Here is a 17,425-nt window from a genome sequence, read left to right as displayed (position 1 = left end):
CGGACATTCATGTGGTCAGCGGGAGGGGCTCCCGCAGAAACGGCGTACCCGTGCCGGGGCCGTCGCGGGGCTCACCGCGATCAGGTCCGCCAGAGTCTGCGCGGCCAGTTCCCGCCGCCACGCCAGCTCCGCCCTGCGCATCGCCTGCGCGACCCCGCACGGGCGGGCGAACTCGGATGCCGGTGCCTCGGCCCCGGCGCCGCGCTGCCGGATCTCGGTGCACCGGAACGCGTCCTGCCGCCCTTCGATCGCCGCGACCACGTCCATGAGGCTGATCTCTTCCGGAACCCGCGCCAGCGCGTAACCGCCGCGTGGCCCCGGTGAGGAGGACAGGATCCCCGCCCGCACCAACGGCTGGAGGCGCTTCTTCAGGTACTCCGGCGGCAGCTCGAACACCTCCGCCAGCCGCCCCGTCGCCACCGGCCCCTGATCCCCCATCCACGCCAGGACCAGACAGCAGTGCAACCCCCACTCGACACCCTCACCCATCACCATAACCGGGATACTACACATCCCGATTCACCTCTTCGGCGTGGGCTCCCGCGTCCATGCCGGGCCGTACGGCATGCGGACCGGGCGCCGGGGGTGGGTCATACCGCTTCGCGCTCACTCCCGATCTACGCTAGGCTTCAGCGGTGTCCGCAGAGTGATCGGGATGGCGGTTGTTTTACAGCATTAATGCCGCTGGAATTTCTTCCAATATTCTGCAGGATAACCAACCGGGACGTAGCGCAGCTTGGTAGCGCACTTGACTGGGGGTCAAGGGGTCGCAGGTTCAAATCCTGTCGTCCCGACCAGATTCTCACTGGTCGGTGAGGGTGTCTTCCATAAGGGAGGCACCCTTTTCGCGTTTTACGATACTGATTTTCGAAGTGCAACCCGTATAAACAGGGATGAGTTCTGGGGCATTGGCTCTCTGATTTCGGCTGGAGATCAGCGGATATTCGTCGATGGTGAGTGAAATATTGCTTGCCGGGATCCGTGGGGCAGGAGACACTGCGGAATGCATTCCTATGCGCAGACCGACGAACTCCGCCAGGCTGCTGGCGAGTTGGGTGCCCATGTCTACACGGCGTTGCGTGACGGTGGGCTCGAAGCCGACCTTCTCGTCGAGTTGGCCTGCTTGATGGAGGAGCGGGGTGTGTCCACTTCTGCCACCCGGGAACTTTTCGAACGCCTCGCCGTCGAACTGACGGTCGCCGACCTGGTCAGGCTGGGTGAAGCGCTTCTTGACGAAACCGGCTTCCGGTCGACCTTCGCCATGGAACCGGGACTGCTGGCGCCGTTCGAGGAGGCGCTGAAGGTCGTGGAACGCGACGTCCGCGCCTCGGGGATCGCCGGGACGCTTCAGATGGTCCTTCCCGACTGGGACGTCATGGGCATGGCATGGGTGGAGTTCGAGGGCACGTGCCAGGGCAACTGCATCAGGCCCGAGGACGATGCCCTCTGGTCCGTGGCGGACGCCACCCAGGAGGCGGTCATGGAGAGGACCTGGCGGGTGTGACCTGTCTGTCCGACGCACGACCTGGGCCTGCACGCCGACACGGAGAACGGAACTGTCATATGGCGCTGTGAAGGCGACGGAACGCACACCGTCGCACCGGTGGGTGGACTACCGTCCCGCTGATCAGACGGCCGGGGTCTCTACTTCATCCACTCAAGCACGAAGTCTTTCCGCTCATGGCTTTTCCTCGACAGGGGTCCTCGTCTGAGGTCGAGAAGTCGGCGGCACAGGGTGAAAAGAACGAGGAGGAGCGCGGAGATGACGCCGAGGCTGAGGACAATGAGGCCAACGCCCATGAGCAAGGCGGCTATGGGCCTGTAGGAAATCCCGAAAAGGATGACCAACTCTTCGGAGGACATGGCGGCTCCTCATCATGTGAGAGATGGGCCGAGATTACAGCGCCGAGGATTTCGGCTTCACCAGGTGTGGTGAACGAAGAATGTCATGCGGGGGCCTCACCAGGAGGGATACAGGTGGTCGGTGGGGCCGATCAGGGCGGGGGCGGCGTAGTGGGCGCGGGACAGGTGGACGCCTGTGGCCCGTTCGGCGAGGGCGAGGGCGCTGGAGACGGGATCATCCGGGAACTCGGGGCATTCGTCGTCGAGGTTCATGCCAAGCGCCCGAAGGTCGGCCTGGAGCAGGTCGGGGCCGGAACCCTCCCGGAAGCGGTAGGAGTACAGACCGAACGTGGTGACCAGGCGGCCGCCGACAGAGTAGGTGAAGTCGTCGTTGTTCACGGTCGCCCGCACCGCTGCCGCGGCCGTGCCCTCTGACAACGGCGTATCGCGGTTGTAGACGACACCGGCCCAGCCGTACTCGATCAGGACGGTTCCGCCGTCGGCCGCATAGGCCATGACGCCGAATCCGGATTCCCCCAGAGGGCCTGGGGTGACGCCGATGCGTCGCAGGGCGTTTTCCGGGGACAGGTTGCGGACGAAACCAGCGAAGAGCCATGTCTCTCCGACGTCGTCGCTGAACTCCTGGCAGAGCCATTCATAGGTTGCCGCCGTGGCGTTGCCCATTCTCCTGCCTTCCCGCGAGAGCGACGAACGCGAGGATCATGGCAGCGAGGTCCGACAACTTCACGTGTTCGGTGTTACCGGCCCTGTTGGGTGAGGAGGGCGCGTTCCTCTGTGGGGGAGAAGCCTGCTTGGAGAGGGGGTTGGCCGCGGTCGCGGTCCCAGGTCAGGACGTCGGTGGCCGTGACCTCCAGCGGGGTCGAGGGCATGCCCGCCGCGCGGGCCCGGGTCGAGCTGCGTTGCTGGGTGGGCCAGTTCGGTCGCACCAGGGGAAACAGCGGGGGCGCGGTGTCGGGTGGCACCGGGACGATCTCGACCTCGGTGCCCGCCACCCGCGCGCAGGTCTCGATGAGCGCTCCGAGCGTGGTCGGCTCGGCGGGTCCCACCGCGTTGAACGCGCCGGGGCGTTCGTCGGCGAGCAGCCGTACGACCAGGTGGGCCAGGTCGCGTGAGTCGATGATCTGCACCGGTTGCGCGGGGTCGGCGGGCAGGGCCACCGGCCCGCCGTGTGAGGCGCGTCGCACCCAGTACGTGAACGCGTCCGACGGGTCGTGTGGTCCGGCGACCTTTCCCGGTCGCACGATCGTCGCCCGCGAGCCGTACTGGGCCACCACGTCGTTCTCACATGCCACTTTGAGCGGGCCGTAGGTGTCGTCGTCGCGTTCCTCGGTGTCGCGCACCTGCGGCCGGAGCGGGGTGTCCTCGTCCGAGCCCGGTCCCAGGCCCGTGCGCCGGTAGACCGCGTGGCTCGAGATGAACAGGTAGCGGCCGACGCGGTCCCGGAGCGCGTCCATCGCCCCCGCGACGTGGCGTGGCACGTAGCCGCTGACGTCCACGACCGCGTCCCACGTGCCGTCGCGCAGCGCCGCGTAGTCATCGGTGTCACGGTCGCCGAGGAGCCGTGTCAGGTGGGGGAACAGGCCGGGCCCGGTCCTGCCCCGGCCGAACAGGGTCACCTCGGCGCCGGAGCGCAGAGCGGCTTCCACGATGGCGTGGCCGACGAAGCGTGTGCCGCCGAGGACAAGAATCCGCATATTTGGGGACGGTACCAAGGGGCCCGGGAGACCGCGGGTTGGTTCCTTCAGGAGATGGACGTTTTCCGGCGTCGGCTCGGTCAGAGGGTCCGCCGTGTGCCGCTCTTCCGTCGTGTCGGCACAGGAACGGCAAGGCCGTGCGCAAGTCGGTTCGACCGAGTATCCGCCACGCTGTGAGGTCCAGGGAGCGTTCTCCCGGAGCGGTGAAGGACACGTTCTGGAACCGATGATGTCGTTCGTGTAATGAGGGGAGCGCTCCAAACGAAGATAAGGGTATGTTCAAAACCCCCCAGAAGCGACGAATGGGCACGGCGGTCTCCGCCGGGTTGCTGATCTTCACCATCGCGGGTTGCACGAGCGCCCCGACCACCACCATGAACGCCACCCAGATGGTCGAGGCGTTGGCCAGACAGGGTCTGCCCGTGACCCTCACGGTCACCTACACCGCCTCCAACGACCCGAACAAGCTGCTCGGCAAGCCGAACGGTTACACCTCGAAGGCCTCCTTCACCGACGAGCGGGTCGACGCCACCAAGGTTCCCGGGGCCAAGCAGGGTGACGTGAGCCTCGGCGGCAGCGTCGAGGTCTTCGCCACGGCCGGGGACGCGGAGGTGCGGGCCAACCTGCTGAAGGAGAGCGCGGAGAAGGTTCCGACGCTCGCCGAGTACAGCTACGTGAAGGGTCCGGTCGTGGTCCGGGTCTCGAAGGAGCTGATGCCGATGGACGCCCAGGAGTACGAGGGAGCACTCGGCAAGCTCGTCAAGTAGGAGAAGTCCGGTGAGGTCCCGTTCCCCCACGTGGGACCTCACCGGACAGCCCTACAGCTTGCGGAAGGTTCTGGCCTCCTCCGCCGCGGCCAGTACGGCGCGCAGCGGGGCTCCCGTGCTGGCTGAGACGGCTGCCGCCACGGCGCCCTCGACGAACGGCACGTCGGCGACCACGACCTCGGGTGCCTCGAAGAGGCGGGCGGTCAGGACCGAGCCGCCGAGGTCGGGGACGAGGATCACCCCGTCTCCCTGATCCACCCGGGAGATCGCCTCGGCGACCAGCTCGGTGCTGTTGCCCAGGCCGCCGTCGGGTGTGCCGCCCGCGGGAGCCAGGGGTACGGCGGTGCCGCAGATCTGGGCGGCCAGCGCCGCGACCTCCACGGCGAGCGGCCCGCTGTGGGAGATGAGGACGATGCCGACCATCGGCGCCTACCCGTGTCCCTGGTCGGCCGTGCACAGGGCGGCGAAGATGAGGGCGCAGGAGGCGGCGCCGGGGTCCTCGTGGCCCGCGCTGCGGGGACCGAGATAGCTGGCCCTGCCCTTGCGGGCCACCATCGGGACCGTGGCCTCCGCGCCCGCGAGGGCCGCAGAGGCCGCCGCCTCGAACGCCTCCCGCTCCCCGGCCCCGGCGCTCACGGCAGTCTCCAGCGCCCTGACGGCCGGGGCGAACGCGTCCACCATGGTCTTGTCGCCTTCCGCCGCCGACCCCAGCCGGGTGACCCCGTCGAGCCCGGCCCTGAGCGCGCGGGCCAGGTCGGCGAGGGACACCTCGGAAGCTTCCCCGGAGGAACCGAGGGATCTGCCCGCCTCGCGGAACGCCGTGCCGTACAGGGGGCCGGAGGCGCCGCCGACCCTGCTGATCAGGGTGCCGCCCACCAGGCGCAGCAGGGCGCCGGGAGCGGCCGGGGGATCGTCGGCCAGGGCCTGTACGGCGGCGCCGAAGCCCCGGTCGAGGTTGGCGCCGTGGTCGGCGTCGCCGATCGCGGCGTCCAGTTCGGTGAGCCGGTCCCGCTCCGCGCGCACCGCGTCGGCGATCCCGGCGATCCAGCGGGTGAGGAAGGCGGTGTCCATCAGCGGCCCCAGCGCAGGGCCGGGGTCTCGACCGGGGCGTCCCACAGGCGGGTGAGGTCCTCGTCCAGCAGGCAGACCGTGACCGAGAACCCCCGCATGTCGAGGCTGGTGACGTAGTCGCCGACCAGGCTGCGCGCGACCCGCACGCCCCTGCCCGCCAGTTGCTCCGCGACCTCGGCGAAGACGACGTAGAGCTCGATGAGCGGGGTGGCGCCCATGCCGTTCACCATGACCAGGGCGTCACCGGAGAGCGGCATGTCCTCGTCGACGGCGTCGAGCGCGATGGCGGCCAGCTCGCGGGCGTCGCGCATGGTGGAGCGGGAGCGCCCCGGCTCGCCGTGGATGCCGATGCCCAGTTCGATCTCGGTCTCGCCCAGTTCGAAGGTCGGCCTGCCGGAGGCGGGGGTCGTGCAGGCGCTCAGCGCGACGCCGAAGGAGCGGCTCCTGGCGTTGACCTCCTCTGCGACCCGCGTGACCTCGGCCAGTGACGCGCCGCCCTCCGCCGCGGCTCCGGCGATCTTCTCCACGAAGACGGTGGCCCCGGTGCCCCTGCGGCCCGCGGTGTGCAGGGAGTCGCGGACGGCCACGTCGTCGTCGACGAGCACGCTGGCGATCTCGACGCCCTCCTCGGCGCACAGGTCGGCGGCCAGCTCGAAGTTCAGGACGTCCCCGGTGTAGTTCTTCACGACGTAGAGCACGCCCGCGCCGCCGTCGGCCGCGGCGGTCGCGGTGACCATCTGGCCGGGCACCGGGGAGGTGAAGATCTCGCCGGGGCAGGCCGCGTCGAGCATGCCGTACCCGACGAAGCCCGCGTGCAGCGGTTCGTGACCGGAGCCCCCGCCGGAGACCAGCCCGACCTTGCCCGGGGTGGGACCCCCGGAGCGGGAGACGGTCCGGCCGTCGGGATCGACCCGCAGACCGGGGTGTGCGGCGGACAGCCCGCGCAGCGCGTCCGTGACGACCGTTTCTGCGCTGTTGATGAGCTTCTTCACGTTTCTTAGCTGTTCCCGCTCCCGCGTGGTGGCAAGCACGGCGGCGTCGAACCTCTCGCCGGGACGGGAGTGCTGGGAGAGGGGAGGACTGAGGTACGGTTCAGCCATGGCTGAGATCGTGTACCCCCCGGTCATCGGGTTGGCGAAGACCCTGTTCCGCGCGCTGGACCTCAAGATCCACATCGAGGGCGCGGAGCGGATCCCGAGGACCGGCGGCGCGGTGCTCGCCAGCAACCACATCAGCTATCTGGACTTCATCTTCGCGGGCCTGGCCGCCCTGCCCGCCAAGCGCCTGGTCCGTTTCATGGCGAAGAAGGATGTCTTCGACCACCGGATCTCCGGTCCGCTGATGCGCGGTATGCACCACATCCCGGTGGACAGGAACGCGGGGGCCGCCGCGTTCGGCGCGTCGCTGAAGGCGCTCAAGTCGGGCGAGGTCGTCGGGGTGTTCGCCGAGGCCACGATCAGCCAGTCCTTCACGGTCAAGGAGATCAAGAACGGCGCGGTCAGGATGGCCGTGGCCGCGAAGGTGCCGCTGATCCCGATGGCCCTGTGGGGCACCCAGCGGCTGTGGACCAAGGGGCAGCCCCGGCGGCTGACGCAGCGGCACGTGCCGATCACGGTCCTGGTCGGCGAGCCGTTGGAGCCCAAGCGGGGTGACGACTACGACGCGGTCACCGCGGAGCTGCGCGGGCGGATGACCGAGCTGCTCGACCGGGCGCAGCGGACCTACCCGGAGATCCCGCCGGGTGTGTGGTGGCAGCCCCACCACCTCGGCGGCACCGCCCCGACCCCGGAGGAGGCAGCCAAGCTGGACGCCGCGGAGGCTGAGGCGAGACAGGCCCGCGACCTTCCCTGAAACCGGCTCAAGCGGGTGTCAGGTGGGCCACAAGTGACGTGGTCCACGCTGGTCCCATGAACGACGTGTTCGACAACCTCGCCGACGCCTTCCAGCCGGTGCCCTCGCCGGGCCCCGGCCGCTCTCCGGGGCCGGTGGGGATGGCCATCCTGATGATCCTGTGGGTGGTGCTCGGTGTGGCGCCCTTCGTCTTCGCGGTCGAGGACCTCAAGCTCGCCACGGGAAGGACCGGCTCCCCGGGAACGCTGACGGTCGTCTCGTGCGCCTCGCTGGGCAAGGGCCGCTACGACTGCAGGGGCAGCTTCGTCCTGGACCGTACCGGTGAGAAGGTGGCGGTCGCCGCCTCGCCCGACTCGACGGTCGGCGACGTCAGGCGCGCCCAGCTCACCCCGGAGGGCGACCGCGCGGTCCCCGCGGGCACCTCGGGCGTCCTGGCCGCCCTGACCCTGCCCTTCCTCGGTGTGGGGGTGCTGGGCTTCCTGCCCTATGTGCTGCTCCATGTCTTCCGGGTACGGCGTGGCCGCCGTCCGGCGTTGATGGCCGGGTGTCTGCTGACGGCCGTCTCTCTCGCGGGCATCGTCGTCGGTGTCGTCGCCGCCTATTCCTGATATTTCGACGTATTACGGGATTCGTGTTCCGTAAATTATTGGCGGCTGTGTTTGGAGCGTTCCCGGAACTCTCGTTAGGATCCGTCCGAATATCCAGAAATTTCATGATATGAGGATGGGGATATCGCCATGGAAAGCGCAAGATCGGCGCTTCCGACCGCGATGTTCAGATGATATGTCCGTCAAATATGATATTTCGCTATAAGTCTCGTGAGTCACTCGTGTCACCTGATAGAGCACTATAACGATGCACTAACGACAGATCATCCTTCTCTGGAAATTTTCCTGGAGTTCATGAGAATCAAGGGGTGCCTCCCTGTTGGGTCGCGAACGGGGAATTCGGGGACCGTCGGTCGATGACGGTGCGGTGTCGCGGACGTTCAGGTGTTGTTCCGGTGAATTGTTCGACTCCGAGAATGGATGGCCGATGAGCCGTTTGACCGCTCTGCGTAGCAGGTTCGTGGACGCCCCCGACTCCCTGGGCGCCAAGGCCCGCGCGCGTCGCTGGCAGTGGCTGGCGCGGATCTTCCCCGATGTGGGCGACATGACGGTCATAGATCTGGGCGGTACGGCCAGCGCCTGGCTCCGTTCGCCGATCAGGCCCGCGCGGGTGCACATCGTCAACCTCTCGACCCCGCCGACCGACCTGCCCCCGTGGCTGAGCGTGGAGAACGGCGACGCCTGCGACCTGCGCTCCGCCACCCACGGCCGCTACGACCTGGTCTTCTCCAACGCCGTCATCGAGCACGTCGGCGGCCACGTCAGGCGTGAGAAGTTCGCCGAGGCTGTCTACGACCTGGCCGAGCGGCACTGGGTGCAGACGCCCTACCGCTACTTCCCGGTCGAGCCGCACTACGTCTTCCCCGGCCTGCAGTTCCTGCCGATGGCGGTGCGCGCGGCGACCGTACGGCGCTGGCCCCTGGTGCACACCCGCCCCACGGACCGGGCGAGCGCCGTACGGTCCGTGGCCGAGATCGAGCTGCTCAGCAAGACCGAGATGCGGCACTACTTCCCGGACTCGGAGATTCACTACGAGTGGATGGCCGGTCTGGTGAAGGCCCTGATCGCGATCAGGCGTTGAGACCGAGAATTGGCGGTATCGGGGTGATATGGACCTCGCTGTCCTGTCCCGGTACGGTCGGCGCGTGACGTTTTCGATCGTGGCAAGGGTCGGTGACGCCCACGGGGTCGCCGTGGCGAGCAAGTTCCTGGCCGCGGCGGCTGTCGTGCCCGCCGCCGAGGCGGGCGCCGGGGCACTGGCGACCCAGGCGTGGGCCAACATCGCCTTCGGGCCGCAGGGGCTGGCGCTGCTGCGCACCGGCGTGCGGGCCGAGGACGTGGTGGCCGGGCTGGTCGCCTCCGACCCGGGGCGGGCCCAGCGCCAGCTCGGGGTGGTCGGGGCCGACGGTGACGGCGCCACCTACACCGGGGACGAGTGCCCCTCCTGGGCGGGCGGCGTCGTCGGCGACGGCTACGCCATCCAGGGCAACATCCTCACCGGTCCCGAGGTGGTCCGGGAGATGGAGGCCGCCTGGCTGGCCTCCGCCGAGCTGCCCCTGGCCGAACGGCTGGTGGCCGCGCTCGCGGCGGGAGACGCGGCGGGCGGCGACAGCCGGGGAAGGCAGAGCGCCGGGGTCTACGTGGTCGAGGCGGGCGCGGGCTACGCGGGCGCGGGTGACGTCGCCTGTGACCTGCGCGTCGACGACCATCCCGACCCGGTGACCGAGCTGCGCAGGCTGCTCGGCGTCCACGAGCTGCTGTTCGGCAGGCCCGACCCGGACAGTCTGCTTGAGATCGAGGGAGAGCTGGCCGAGGAGATCGAGGCCCGTCTGAAGGAGCTGGGACACGCCACCCTCGACCAGTGGGCCGGGGTGGAGAACCTGGAGGGCAGGCTGGTCGAGGGGAAGATCGACCCGATCGTCCTGGCCCGCCTCAGGGGCGAGGTCTGAGCCCCGGGAAAAAGGGCGAGGCCGCCGGAGGGTTCCCGCGCCGGAACCTCCTGGCGACCTCGCCGGGTGCGACGGGCCGGGTCAGCGCACCCCGGCCGTCGTCGCGGTGAGCAGCTCGTTCAGGCGCCGGGTGGTGAGGACCATCGCGCACCGTTCGGCGGCGTAGGTCAGCGCCATCCTGTGGTGGTCGGCGGAGAAGTCGGCGACGGCGTCGGCGACCAGGAAGGCCTGCGTGTCGCTCATGAACGCGTCGCAGGCGGTCATCAGGCAGCCGATGTGGGCGTAGATCCCGGTGATGATGAGCTGGTCCCTGCCGGTCTCCGTCATCAGCTCGCGCAGCCGGGTGCGGTGGAAGGCGCTGTAGCGCCACTTCACGAGGTGGATGTCGTCGTCACCGGGGGCCAGGGCCGGGATGATCTCCTGGGCGCCGGGTTCGGTGCCGATCCCCGACCCCCAGAAGTCCTGCAGCAGGCCGCGCTGGGTGCGGGTCTGCCCGCCGGGTTGCGCCGAGTAGACGACGGGGACGCCGAGCCGTCCTGCGGTCTCGCGGAGCGAGGAGATGCTCGCGACCAGGTCGGACATCGGCGACGCCCCCTGGGTGAACGCGCTGACGAAGTAGTTCTGCATGTCGTGCACGAGCAGCAGTGCACGCCGTGGGTCCGGCGTCCACTCCACCCGGTTGGTGGGCAGCTCCTCCTCGCCCAGCATGGGGTAGGGGGAGATGGCGGGAATGGCCACGTCGTTCCTTTCTGCGGTTCTCACCGGGCTCACCGTTCTCTGAGCCTGACTTTGCTGATCTTGCCGACGGCGGTCGTCGGCAGGGTCTCGACGAACTCGATCCGGTCGGGAATCTTGTAGTCGGCGAGGCCCCGCTCCCGCAGGAAGGCCTTCAGTTCCGGCACGCGGACGGGGGAGCGGGTGACGACGTGGGCGCAGGACCGTTCGCCGAGATAGGCGTCGGGGATCGCCACGACCGACACGTCGTGGACGGCGGGGTGGGCGAGCAGGTGGTTCTCGACCTCCTCGGCCGCGATCTTCTCGCCACCCCGGTTGATTTGGTCCTTCGCCCGTCCCTCGACGACGAGGTGGCCGGTCGGCGTCCGCCGTACGATGTCGCCGGTCCGGTAGAAGCCGTCGGGGGTGAAGGCTGTCGCGTTGTGCTCCTCGGCACGGTAGTAGCCGCGGATCGTGTACGGCCCGCGGGTGAGAAGGTGACCGGTCTCCCCGGGGGCGACCGGGGAACCGGAGTCGTCGACGATCAGGATCTCGTCGTCGGGCGAGATCGGGGTGCCCTGCGTGGTGACGACGGTTTCCTCGGGGTCGTCGAAGCGGGTGTAGTTGACCAGCCCCTCCGCCATGCCGAAGACCTGCTGCAGGGCGCAGCCGAGGGCGGGGGACACCCTGCGGGCCGCCTCCTCGCTCAGCTTCGCCCCGCCGACCTGCAGCACGCGCAGGCTCGACAGGTCATGTTCGGTACGGCGGGCGGCCTCGACCCACAGCAGCGCCAGCGGCGGCACGAGCCCGGTGATCGTCACGCCCTCCGCCTCGATCAGCGGGAAGCAGGTGTCCGGACCCGGGTGGGGGGCCAGCACCGCGCGCCCCCCGGCGTACAGGGTGCCGAAGACGCCGGGGGAGCTCATCGGGAAGTTGTGCCCGGCGGGCAGCGCGCACAGGTAGACGCTCGTCTCGTCGAGTCCGCAGATCTCGGCGCTGGCGCGGAAGCTGTAGATGTAGTCGTCGTGGGTGCGCGGGATGAGTTTGGGCAGCCCGGTGCTGCCGCCCGACAACTGCAGGAAGGCGACGTCGGAGGGAGCGGGACCGGGGATGTCCGCAGGCTTCCCGCGCAGGGAGTCGAGGGAGACGTGCTCGCCGGGGTCGCCGTCCACGATCACGTGCGGCACCTTCAGTCCCTCGGCGATCCTCCGGTGGTCGAACCCGTCGTTGACGTCGGGGATGACGTAGGCCGCGGCCTCGGTGAACTCGCAGAAGTAGGAGATCTCCGAGGAGCGGTGGGCCGGGAGCGCGAACACCGGCAGCGCCCCGATGCGGAACAGCGCGAAGCAGACCTCGTAGAAGGAGATCCGGTTGGGTAGCTGGACGACGACCCGGTCACCGGCGCCGATCCCGAGGCCGACCAGTCCGGCCGCCAGCCCGTCGGCGCGCTCGTCCAACTCGCGGTAGGTCACCCGCTCGCCGCCGCCGACCAGGGCGACGCGGTCGCCGTGCGCCGCGGCCCGTTCGCGGAGCATGCCGCCGAAGGTCTCGCCGCGCCAGTAACCGGCGGCGCGGTACCGCTCGGCGAACTCCGGCGGGTACGGCACAACGCTCATGGAAATTCCTGTCAGTCGTGGGCAGAATCCTGCGCGCCGAGGCCGAGGGCGTGCAGGAGGGTGCGGAACTTCGCGGAGGTCTCGTCGAGTTCGGCCTCGGGGACCGAGCCCGCGACGATCCCGCCACCGGCGAACAGGCGGACCCCGGTCCGTGACACCTCGGCGCAGCGGATGGTGACGGCCCACTCGCCGTCGCCCGAGGCGTCGCACCAGCCGACCATGCCGGTGTAGAAGCCGCGGTCGAACGGCTCGATGTCGGCGATGGCCGCGCGGGCCGCCGGGGTGGGCGTGCCGCAGACGGCCGGGGTCGGGTGCAGCGCCACGGCCAGGTCGAGCGAGGTCGTCGCCGGGTCGGTCAGGCGGCCGGTGACCCTGGTGGACAGGTGCCACATGGTGGCGGTGCAGACAAGCGAGGGCTCGGCGGGCACGCTGAGCGCGCGGCAGTGCGGGGCGAGCGCCTCGGCGACAGCCTCGACGACGACGGCGTGCTCCCGCTGGTCCTTGGCGGAGCAGAGCAGGGCCGCCGCGCGGCGGCGGTCCTCCTCGGGGTCGGCGCTGCGCGGCGCGGAGCCCGCCAGGGGGTTGGCGACCACGGCCGGTCCGCTACGGGAGACCAGCAGCTCGGGGCTCGCGCCGACCAGGGTCCTTTCGCCGGGCAGCGGCACCGCGAAGATGTGGCCGTGCGGGTCGCGGCCCGCCAGGCGGCGCACCATCGTCACGACGTCGACCGGCTCGGAGCGGGTCAGCTCAAGGGAGCGGGCGAGGACGATCTTGTCCAGGGCGCCCCTCTCCAGGAGGTCGAGGGCGCGCCGTACCCCCTTGCGGTGGTCGGCAGGGCTGGGGACCGCGACGATCTGCCAGGGATCGCCGGGTTCCGCCTCCGGCGGGTCGTCGGGGACGAACGGGTCGGCCCAGCGGGCCCGTTCGGGCGTGACGAGGTGCGCCGCGCCCGGCTCGTCGAACGGGATGGCGCCCACGACGAGGCTCGCCCGCTCCCGCACGCGGTCCGTCAGCTCGCGCAGCGTCGCCGCGGGAGGCACCACGTCGGCGCACCCCTGGCCCAGCAGCGTGTGCTGGGGGGAGGAGAAGAGAGAGGAGAGCCCGGGACGGTACCCGTGCAGCAGCTCGGAGGCGGTGACCGCCTCGTATGCGATGCTCAAAACTAGCCTTTCCTACAGAAGTCAGGCTCGCAGCGTGGCGCCGCCGTCCACGTACAGGTCCTGCATGGTGATGTGCCGTGCGCGGTCGGAGGCGAGGAAGGTCACGGCGTCCGCGATGTCGGCGGGGTCGGCGACCCGGCCGAGCGGGATGCCGACCCTGAAGGTGGCCGGGTCGCCCTCAAGCACGGCGCGCCGGTCGAGCCCGGCCTGCATCACGGTCTCCGTCGAACCGGGGGAGACCACGTTGCAGCGGATGCCGTACCCGGCGAGTTCGAGCCCGAGGCAGCGGGTGAACATGGCGGAGGCGGCCTTGGAGGCCGCGTAGGCCGCCATTCCCATCCGGGGCACGCCGCCGGCGTTCGACGCCACGGTGATGATCGCCCCGGAGCGGCGGGGGACCATCCTGCGCGCGACGGCCCGTGAGGTGTGGAAGACGCCCGAGGTGTTCACCGCGAACACCCGGTTCCAGTCGTCCTCGGCGAAGTCGGTCACCGCGCCGGTGCGCAGGACGCCCGCCACGTTGACCAGGACGCCGATCGGGCCGAGGAGGTTCTCCACCTCCTCGACGACCGTCTCCATCCGGGCGGGATCGGTGACGTCCGCGACCAGCCGGGTCACCTTCTCGCCCCGGTCCTCCCAGGGTTCGGGAAGGAGGTCGATCCCGGCGACGACGGCTCCCGCGCGGGCGAGCGCGGCCGTCACGGCCGACCCGATACCTCGTGCGGCACCCGTCACGAGTGCCACGGCACCCGAGAGACCGGGCTCGTTCATTGCTCTGCCCCACCGATCAACTTAGGTAAGCCTAAACTTAGGTAAGCCTAACTTTACTTTCTATGGCCCTTCAAGATCTGTCAAGGTATCGCCTGATGTGATCTGGTTCACAGGTGATTGCCCCTTGACGTCCTTCTTGACGGGATAGATCTTAGGTAAGACTTACCTAAGTAATTTAGGTGGATTTTGAGCCCTTCCTCTACGTATGCCCTTTTTCGTGAGGGGGGGTTCAGCCATGCCCAGACACGAGGAGCGGAATGTCGGAATCCCCCGCGGAGAGATCACGGTCTCGGCGGCCCCTCGACCTGGTCGGCGTCGGATTCGGTCCGGCCAACCTCGCCCTGGCCGTGGCGTTGCGAGAGCACAGCACGACGGGCACGACCCTGGAGGCGGCCTTCTTCGAGCGCCGTGACCGGTTCGGCTGGCATCCGGGAATGCTCCTGGAAGGGGCGACGCTGCAGGTCTCCTTCCTCAAGGACCTCGCGACCCTTCGCAACCCCGCCAGCGAGTACGGCTTCCTGTTCTACCTGCACGCCAAGGGCAGGCTGGCCGACTTCGTCAACCACAAGACGCTGTTCCCGACCCGGGTCGAGTTCAACGACTACCTGGAGTGGGTCGCCGCGCTCTTCGCCCACCAGGTCACCTACGGCACCACGGTGCGCGGCGCCCGCCCCGTCTGGGACGCCCACGGCGACGCCGGGCACATCGAGGTCCTCGGTGACGACGGCGAGGTCCTCGACCGGACCCGCAACCTGGTGCTGGCCCCCGGCCTGCGGCCGAGACTGCCCAAGGACGTGCACGTCTCCGAACGCGTCTGGCACAACGCCGACCTGCTGACCAGGCTGGCCGACCTGCCCCCGCTCACCCGGCGGCGCTTCGCCGTCGTCGGCGCGGGACAGAGCGCCGCCGAGGTCACCGACCACCTGCACCGCAACTACCCCGAGGCCGAGGTCTACTCGATCTTCACCCGGTACGGCTACAGCCCCGCGGACGACAGCCCGTTCGCCAACCGGATCTTCGACGCGGAGGCCGTGGACGAGTTCCACGCCGCCCCCGAGGACGTCCGCAGGTCCCTGCTGGACTACCACGCCAACACCAACTACTCCGTGGTCGACCTGGAGCTCATCGAGGAGCTCTACCGGCGCGCCTACCAGGAGAAGGTCGTCGGGCGCGAGCGCCTGCGCATCCTCAACGTCTCCCGCGTCGTCGGCCTCGACGAGGTCACCGACGGCGTGCGCGTGCACGTGGACCACCTGGCGACCGGCGCGAGCACCGTCCTCGACTGCGACGCCGTCGTCTTCGCCACCGGCTACCGCCCCGTCGACCCGGCCGAACTGCTCGGCGACCTCGCCGGGCACTGCCGCCTCGACGACGAGGGACGGCTGCTGGTCGGCGCCGACTACCGCGTCCTCACCGACCCGTCCGTCAAGGCCGGGATCTACCTGCAGGGCGGCACCGAGTACGCCCACGGTCTGTCGTCCTCCCTGCTGTCCAACGTGGCCGTCAGAGCGGGGGACGTCGTCCGCTCGATCGCGGGCGGCACCCGTGACAGCGGCGTGCCCGGCGTGGACCCCGCGTCCGTGGCCGCCCTCAGTTGAACCACCCCCTCACCACCGAACGAGAAAGCAACGGTCGTTCCATGTCGCTGACCCATGAGCGAGTCCGGGAGGACGTCGCCGACGTCCTGTCAGAACAACCAGCCGAGATCTCCGACGACGAGAACCTGCTCGATCGCGGACTCGACTCGATCCGTGTGATGAGCCTCGTCGAGCGCTGGCGCGCGGCCGGCGTCAACACCACGTTCATCGAACTGGCCGAGAGGCCGACCGTCACCGCCTGGTGGCAGCTGATCAGCGACCGCATGAAGGAGAACGACCGATGAGCTCCACCCACAACGCCGACGTCGTGGTCGTCGGCGGTGGCCCCGGCGGCTCTACCGCCGCGACCCTCGTCGCGCGCCGCGGGCACCGGGTCGTCCTCCTGGAGAAGGAGACCTTCCCGCGCTACCAGATCGGTGAGTCGCTGCTCCCGGCGACCGTGCACGGCATCTGCCGCCTGCTCGGCGTCAGCGAGGAGATGGAGAAGGCGGGCTTCACCCTCAAGCGCGGCGGAAGCTTCCGGTGGGGGACCAACCCCGAGCCGTGGAACTTCCTGTTCGCCATCTCCCCCGAGCTGACCGGCCCCACCTCCTACGCCTACCAGGTCGAGCGGATGAAGTTCGACAACATCCTGCTGCAGAACGCGGCCAAGAACGGCGTGGACGTCAGGGAGAACGCCTCGGTCACCGACGTCCTCACCGACGGCGACCGCGTCACCGGCGTGCGCTACACCGACGCGGAGGGCACCGAGCACACCGTCGAGGCCAACTGGGTCGTGGACGCCTCGGGCAACCGCAGCCGCATCTGGAAGAGCGGCGGCGGCGAGCGGCACTACTCCGACTTCTTCCAGAACATCGCGCTGTTCGGCTACTTCGAGGGCGGCAAGCGCCTGCCGGGCCCCGACGCGGGCAACATCCTGTGCGCCGCCTTCGACGAGGGCTGGATCTGGTACATCCCGCTCAGCGAGACCCTCACCAGCGTCGGCGTCGTCATCAGCCGCGAGCACGCCGCCCGCATCCAGGGCGACCAGGAGAAGGCGCTGCTCGACCTGATCGGCCGCTGCGCCATCGTCAAGGACTTCCTGTCGGAGGCCACCCGCGTCACCGAGGGCGTCTACGGCGAGATCCGCACCCGCAAGGACTACTCCTACTCCAACAGCAGCTTCTGGCGGCCGGGCATGGCCCTGGTCGGCGACGCCGCGTGCTTCATCGACCCGGTCTTCTCCACCGGCGTGCACCTGGCCACCTACGCCGGGCTGCTCGTCGCGCGCTCCATCAACAGCGTCCTGGCCGGGGCGCTCAGCGAGGAGCGCGCCTTCGCCGAGTTCGAGGGCCGCTACCGCCGCGAGTACGCCGTCTTCTACGAGTTCCTGTCCGCCTTCTACGACATGCAGAGCAGCGAGGACAACTACTTCTGGAAGGCGCGCAAGGTCACCGGCATGCAGGTCACCGACCTGGAGGCCTTCACCACCCTCGTCGGCGGCGTGCACTCCCGCGAACTGGCCCTGTCCTCGCGCAACCTCGCCGAGGCGGTCGAGCGCACCGGGACCATGCAGACCGAGTCGGGTGAGCGCATGTTCCACCTGTTCGGCACCCCGGTCGTCACCGACGTCATGCAGGAGATGAACCAGATCCAGGCCAGGGGGGTGCTCGGCGAGGAGACCCCCGAGACGCCGCTGCTCGACGGCGGCCTCGTGCCCGCCTACGACGGTCTCGGCTGGGCCGAGTTCAACGGCGCCTGAACCAGGTTCGGCGGGCCCGGGC

The 17,425-nt window shown here is 69.5% G+C and carries 21 protein-coding genes and 1 tRNA gene; 10 read left to right on the top strand and 12 right to left on the bottom strand.

All coding sequences use genetic code 11. The annotated features are described in order from the left end of the window. Positions 1 to 15: 15 nt before the first annotated feature. On the bottom strand, positions 16 to 495 hold the full coding sequence (locus tag FHS44_RS13585) for an RrF2 family transcriptional regulator (RefSeq protein ID WP_184714323.1): 480 nt from the start codon (positions 493 to 495) through the stop codon (positions 16 to 18). Between the two features lie 225 nt (positions 496 to 720). Here FHS44_RS13585 and FHS44_RS13580 point away from each other — a divergent pair. Beyond that, positions 721 to 797, top strand: a tRNA-Pro gene (locus FHS44_RS13580). A gap of 5 nt (positions 798 to 802) precedes the next feature. Here the strand turns inward: FHS44_RS13580 and FHS44_RS13575 are convergent. Then, positions 803 to 1,063 carry a hypothetical protein gene (locus FHS44_RS13575; protein WP_184714322.1) on the bottom strand — a complete coding sequence of 87 codons (261 nt, stop codon included), beginning with the start codon at positions 1,061 to 1,063 and terminating at the stop codon, positions 803 to 805. Positions 1,064 to 1,141: 78 nt separating this feature from the next. On the opposite strand from FHS44_RS13575, the gene FHS44_RS13570 reads away from it, so the two are divergent. Further along, positions 1,142 to 1,504: a hypothetical protein gene (locus FHS44_RS13570; protein ID WP_184714321.1), complete on the top strand. Its 363-nt coding sequence runs from the start codon at positions 1,142 to 1,144 to the stop codon at positions 1,502 to 1,504. A gap of 140 nt (positions 1,505 to 1,644) precedes the next feature. On the opposite strand, the gene FHS44_RS13565 is transcribed toward FHS44_RS13570, so the two are convergent. The 3 genes from FHS44_RS13565 to FHS44_RS13555 all read right to left on the bottom strand — a co-directional run bounded on the left by FHS44_RS13565 (position 1,645) and on the right by FHS44_RS13555 (position 3,557). Beyond that, a complete protein-coding gene (locus tag FHS44_RS13565) occupies positions 1,645 to 1,863 on the bottom strand; it encodes a hypothetical protein (RefSeq protein ID WP_184714320.1) in 219 nt (72 codons plus the stop codon). Positions 1,864 to 1,959: 96 nt separating this feature from the next. After that, complete coding sequence (locus FHS44_RS13560; protein ID WP_184714319.1) at positions 1,960 to 2,358, bottom strand: DUF6461 domain-containing protein; 399 nt, start codon at positions 2,356 to 2,358, stop codon at positions 1,960 to 1,962. Between the two features lie 242 nt (positions 2,359 to 2,600). Further along, positions 2,601 to 3,557, bottom strand: coding sequence for an NAD-dependent epimerase/dehydratase family protein (locus FHS44_RS13555; protein ID WP_184714318.1), 957 nt, complete (start codon positions 3,555 to 3,557; stop codon positions 2,601 to 2,603). Positions 3,558 to 3,832: 275 nt separating this feature from the next. Here FHS44_RS13555 and FHS44_RS13550 point away from each other — a divergent pair, with 275 nt between their 5' ends. Next, on the top strand, positions 3,833 to 4,324 hold the full coding sequence (locus tag FHS44_RS13550) for a hypothetical protein (RefSeq protein WP_184714317.1): 492 nt from the start codon (positions 3,833 to 3,835) through the stop codon (positions 4,322 to 4,324). Between the two features lie 51 nt (positions 4,325 to 4,375). Here FHS44_RS13550 and FHS44_RS13545 read toward each other — a convergent pair whose 3' ends face one another. Genes FHS44_RS13545 through dhaK form a run of 3 tightly spaced genes read right to left on the bottom strand, consistent with a single transcriptional unit; the run spans position 4,376 to position 6,387 of the window. Beyond that, the gene (locus FHS44_RS13545; RefSeq protein WP_184714316.1) at positions 4,376 to 4,747 is read right to left on the bottom strand and encodes a PTS-dependent dihydroxyacetone kinase phosphotransferase subunit DhaM; all 372 of its coding nucleotides are present in this window, start codon (positions 4,745 to 4,747) and stop codon (positions 4,376 to 4,378) included. Positions 4,748 to 4,753: 6 nt separating this feature from the next. Then, a complete protein-coding gene (dhaL, locus tag FHS44_RS13540; protein ID WP_184714315.1) occupies positions 4,754 to 5,395 on the bottom strand; it encodes a dihydroxyacetone kinase subunit DhaL in 642 nt (213 codons plus the stop codon). Beyond that, positions 5,395 to 6,387 carry a dihydroxyacetone kinase subunit DhaK gene (gene dhaK / locus FHS44_RS13535; protein ID WP_184715307.1) on the bottom strand — a complete coding sequence of 331 codons (993 nt, stop codon included), beginning with the start codon at positions 6,385 to 6,387 and terminating at the stop codon, positions 5,395 to 5,397. The genes dhaL and dhaK overlap by 1 nt, the downstream gene beginning before the upstream one ends. Positions 6,388 to 6,493: 106 nt before the next feature. Here dhaK and FHS44_RS13530 point away from each other — a divergent pair, with 106 nt between their 5' ends. From FHS44_RS13530 to FHS44_RS13515, 4 genes are all read left to right on the top strand, one after another. Continuing rightward, on the top strand, positions 6,494 to 7,246 hold the full coding sequence (locus FHS44_RS13530; RefSeq protein WP_184714314.1) for a lysophospholipid acyltransferase family protein: 753 nt from the start codon (positions 6,494 to 6,496) through the stop codon (positions 7,244 to 7,246). Positions 7,247 to 7,302: 56 nt separating this feature from the next. Then, positions 7,303 to 7,854, top strand: a complete 552-nt coding sequence (locus FHS44_RS13525; protein ID WP_184714313.1) for a hypothetical protein — start codon at positions 7,303 to 7,305, stop codon at positions 7,852 to 7,854. 427 nt (positions 7,855 to 8,281) lie between these two features. Then, the gene (locus FHS44_RS13520) at positions 8,282 to 8,935 is read left to right on the top strand and encodes a class I SAM-dependent methyltransferase (protein WP_184714312.1); all 654 of its coding nucleotides are present in this window, start codon (positions 8,282 to 8,284) and stop codon (positions 8,933 to 8,935) included. Between the two features lie 64 nt (positions 8,936 to 8,999). Next, positions 9,000 to 9,803, top strand: coding sequence for a DUF1028 domain-containing protein (locus FHS44_RS13515; protein WP_184714311.1), 804 nt, complete (start codon positions 9,000 to 9,002; stop codon positions 9,801 to 9,803). 81 nt (positions 9,804 to 9,884) lie between these two features. Here FHS44_RS13515 and FHS44_RS13510 read toward each other — a convergent pair whose 3' ends face one another. From FHS44_RS13510 to FHS44_RS13495, 4 genes are read right to left on the bottom strand one after another with little or no spacing between them, the layout of a single operon-like run. Further along, positions 9,885 to 10,541, bottom strand: coding sequence for an isochorismatase family protein (locus FHS44_RS13510; RefSeq protein ID WP_184715306.1), 657 nt, complete (start codon positions 10,539 to 10,541; stop codon positions 9,885 to 9,887). Between the two features lie 29 nt (positions 10,542 to 10,570). Further along, a complete protein-coding gene (locus FHS44_RS13505) occupies positions 10,571 to 12,133 on the bottom strand; it encodes a (2,3-dihydroxybenzoyl)adenylate synthase (protein WP_184714310.1) in 1,563 nt (520 codons plus the stop codon). Positions 12,134 to 12,144: 11 nt separating this feature from the next. Beyond that, positions 12,145 to 13,293, bottom strand: coding sequence for an isochorismate synthase (locus FHS44_RS13500; RefSeq protein WP_184714309.1), 1,149 nt, complete (start codon positions 13,291 to 13,293; stop codon positions 12,145 to 12,147). A 21-nt stretch (positions 13,294 to 13,314) separates the two neighbouring features. Further along, a complete protein-coding gene (locus FHS44_RS13495) occupies positions 13,315 to 14,064 on the bottom strand; it encodes a 2,3-dihydro-2,3-dihydroxybenzoate dehydrogenase (protein ID WP_184714308.1) in 750 nt (249 codons plus the stop codon). A gap of 257 nt (positions 14,065 to 14,321) precedes the next feature. Here FHS44_RS13495 and FHS44_RS13490 point away from each other — a divergent pair, with 257 nt between their 5' ends. From FHS44_RS13490 to FHS44_RS13480, 3 genes are read left to right on the top strand one after another with little or no spacing between them, the layout of a single operon-like run. Continuing rightward, a complete protein-coding gene (locus tag FHS44_RS13490; protein ID WP_184714307.1) occupies positions 14,322 to 15,662 on the top strand; it encodes a lysine N(6)-hydroxylase/L-ornithine N(5)-oxygenase family protein in 1,341 nt (446 codons plus the stop codon). A 41-nt stretch (positions 15,663 to 15,703) separates the two neighbouring features. Beyond that, the gene (locus tag FHS44_RS13485) at positions 15,704 to 15,946 is read left to right on the top strand and encodes a phosphopantetheine-binding protein (protein ID WP_184714306.1); all 243 of its coding nucleotides are present in this window, start codon (positions 15,704 to 15,706) and stop codon (positions 15,944 to 15,946) included. Then, on the top strand, positions 15,943 to 17,403 hold the full coding sequence (locus FHS44_RS13480; RefSeq protein ID WP_184714305.1) for a tryptophan 7-halogenase: 1,461 nt from the start codon (positions 15,943 to 15,945) through the stop codon (positions 17,401 to 17,403). Before FHS44_RS13485 ends, FHS44_RS13480 begins: the two co-directional genes overlap by 4 nt. Positions 17,404 to 17,425: the final 22 nt, after the last annotated feature.

Origin of the sequence: Streptosporangium saharense, from assembly GCF_014203715.1 — a bacterium.
Classification (GTDB): Bacteria; Actinomycetota; Actinomycetes; order Streptosporangiales; family Streptosporangiaceae; genus Streptosporangium; species Streptosporangium saharense.
This window is presented reverse-complemented; position numbering and strand designations above follow the sequence as displayed.

Bases quoted from the DNA above. Each gene is read 5' to 3' on its own strand.
- FHS44_RS13585 (WP_184714323.1), bottom strand. From the start codon at position 495: ATGGTGATGGGTGAGGGTGTCGAGTGGGGGTTGCACTGCTGTCTGGTC.
- FHS44_RS13575 (WP_184714322.1), bottom strand. From the start codon at position 1,063: ATGGGCACCCAACTCGCCAGCAGCCTGGCGGAGTTCGTCGGTCTGCGC.
- FHS44_RS13565 (WP_184714320.1), bottom strand. From the start codon at position 1,863: ATGTCCTCCGAAGAGTTGGTCATCCTTTTCGGGATTTCCTACAGGCCC.
- FHS44_RS13560 (WP_184714319.1), bottom strand. From the start codon at position 2,358: ATGGCCTATGCGGCCGACGGCGGAACCGTCCTGATCGAGTACGGCTGG.
- FHS44_RS13555 (WP_184714318.1), bottom strand. From the start codon at position 3,557: ATGCGGATTCTTGTCCTCGGCGGCACACGCTTCGTCGGCCACGCCATC.
- FHS44_RS13550 (WP_184714317.1), top strand. From the start codon at position 3,833: ATGTTCAAAACCCCCCAGAAGCGACGAATGGGCACGGCGGTCTCCGCC.
- FHS44_RS13545 (WP_184714316.1), bottom strand. From the start codon at position 4,747: ATGGTCGGCATCGTCCTCATCTCCCACAGCGGGCCGCTCGCCGTGGAG.
- dhaL (WP_184714315.1), bottom strand. From the start codon at position 5,395: ATGGACACCGCCTTCCTCACCCGCTGGATCGCCGGGATCGCCGACGCG.
- FHS44_RS13530 (WP_184714314.1), top strand. From the start codon at position 6,494: ATGGCTGAGATCGTGTACCCCCCGGTCATCGGGTTGGCGAAGACCCTG.
- FHS44_RS13525 (WP_184714313.1), top strand. From the start codon at position 7,303: ATGAACGACGTGTTCGACAACCTCGCCGACGCCTTCCAGCCGGTGCCC.
- FHS44_RS13520 (WP_184714312.1), top strand. From the start codon at position 8,282: ATGAGCCGTTTGACCGCTCTGCGTAGCAGGTTCGTGGACGCCCCCGAC.
- FHS44_RS13505 (WP_184714310.1), bottom strand. From the start codon at position 12,133: ATGAGCGTTGTGCCGTACCCGCCGGAGTTCGCCGAGCGGTACCGCGCC.
- FHS44_RS13495 (WP_184714308.1), bottom strand. From the start codon at position 14,064: ATGAACGAGCCCGGTCTCTCGGGTGCCGTGGCACTCGTGACGGGTGCC.
- FHS44_RS13490 (WP_184714307.1), top strand. From the start codon at position 14,322: ATGTCGGAATCCCCCGCGGAGAGATCACGGTCTCGGCGGCCCCTCGAC.
- FHS44_RS13485 (WP_184714306.1), top strand. From the start codon at position 15,704: ATGTCGCTGACCCATGAGCGAGTCCGGGAGGACGTCGCCGACGTCCTG.
- FHS44_RS13480 (WP_184714305.1), top strand. From the start codon at position 15,943: ATGAGCTCCACCCACAACGCCGACGTCGTGGTCGTCGGCGGTGGCCCC.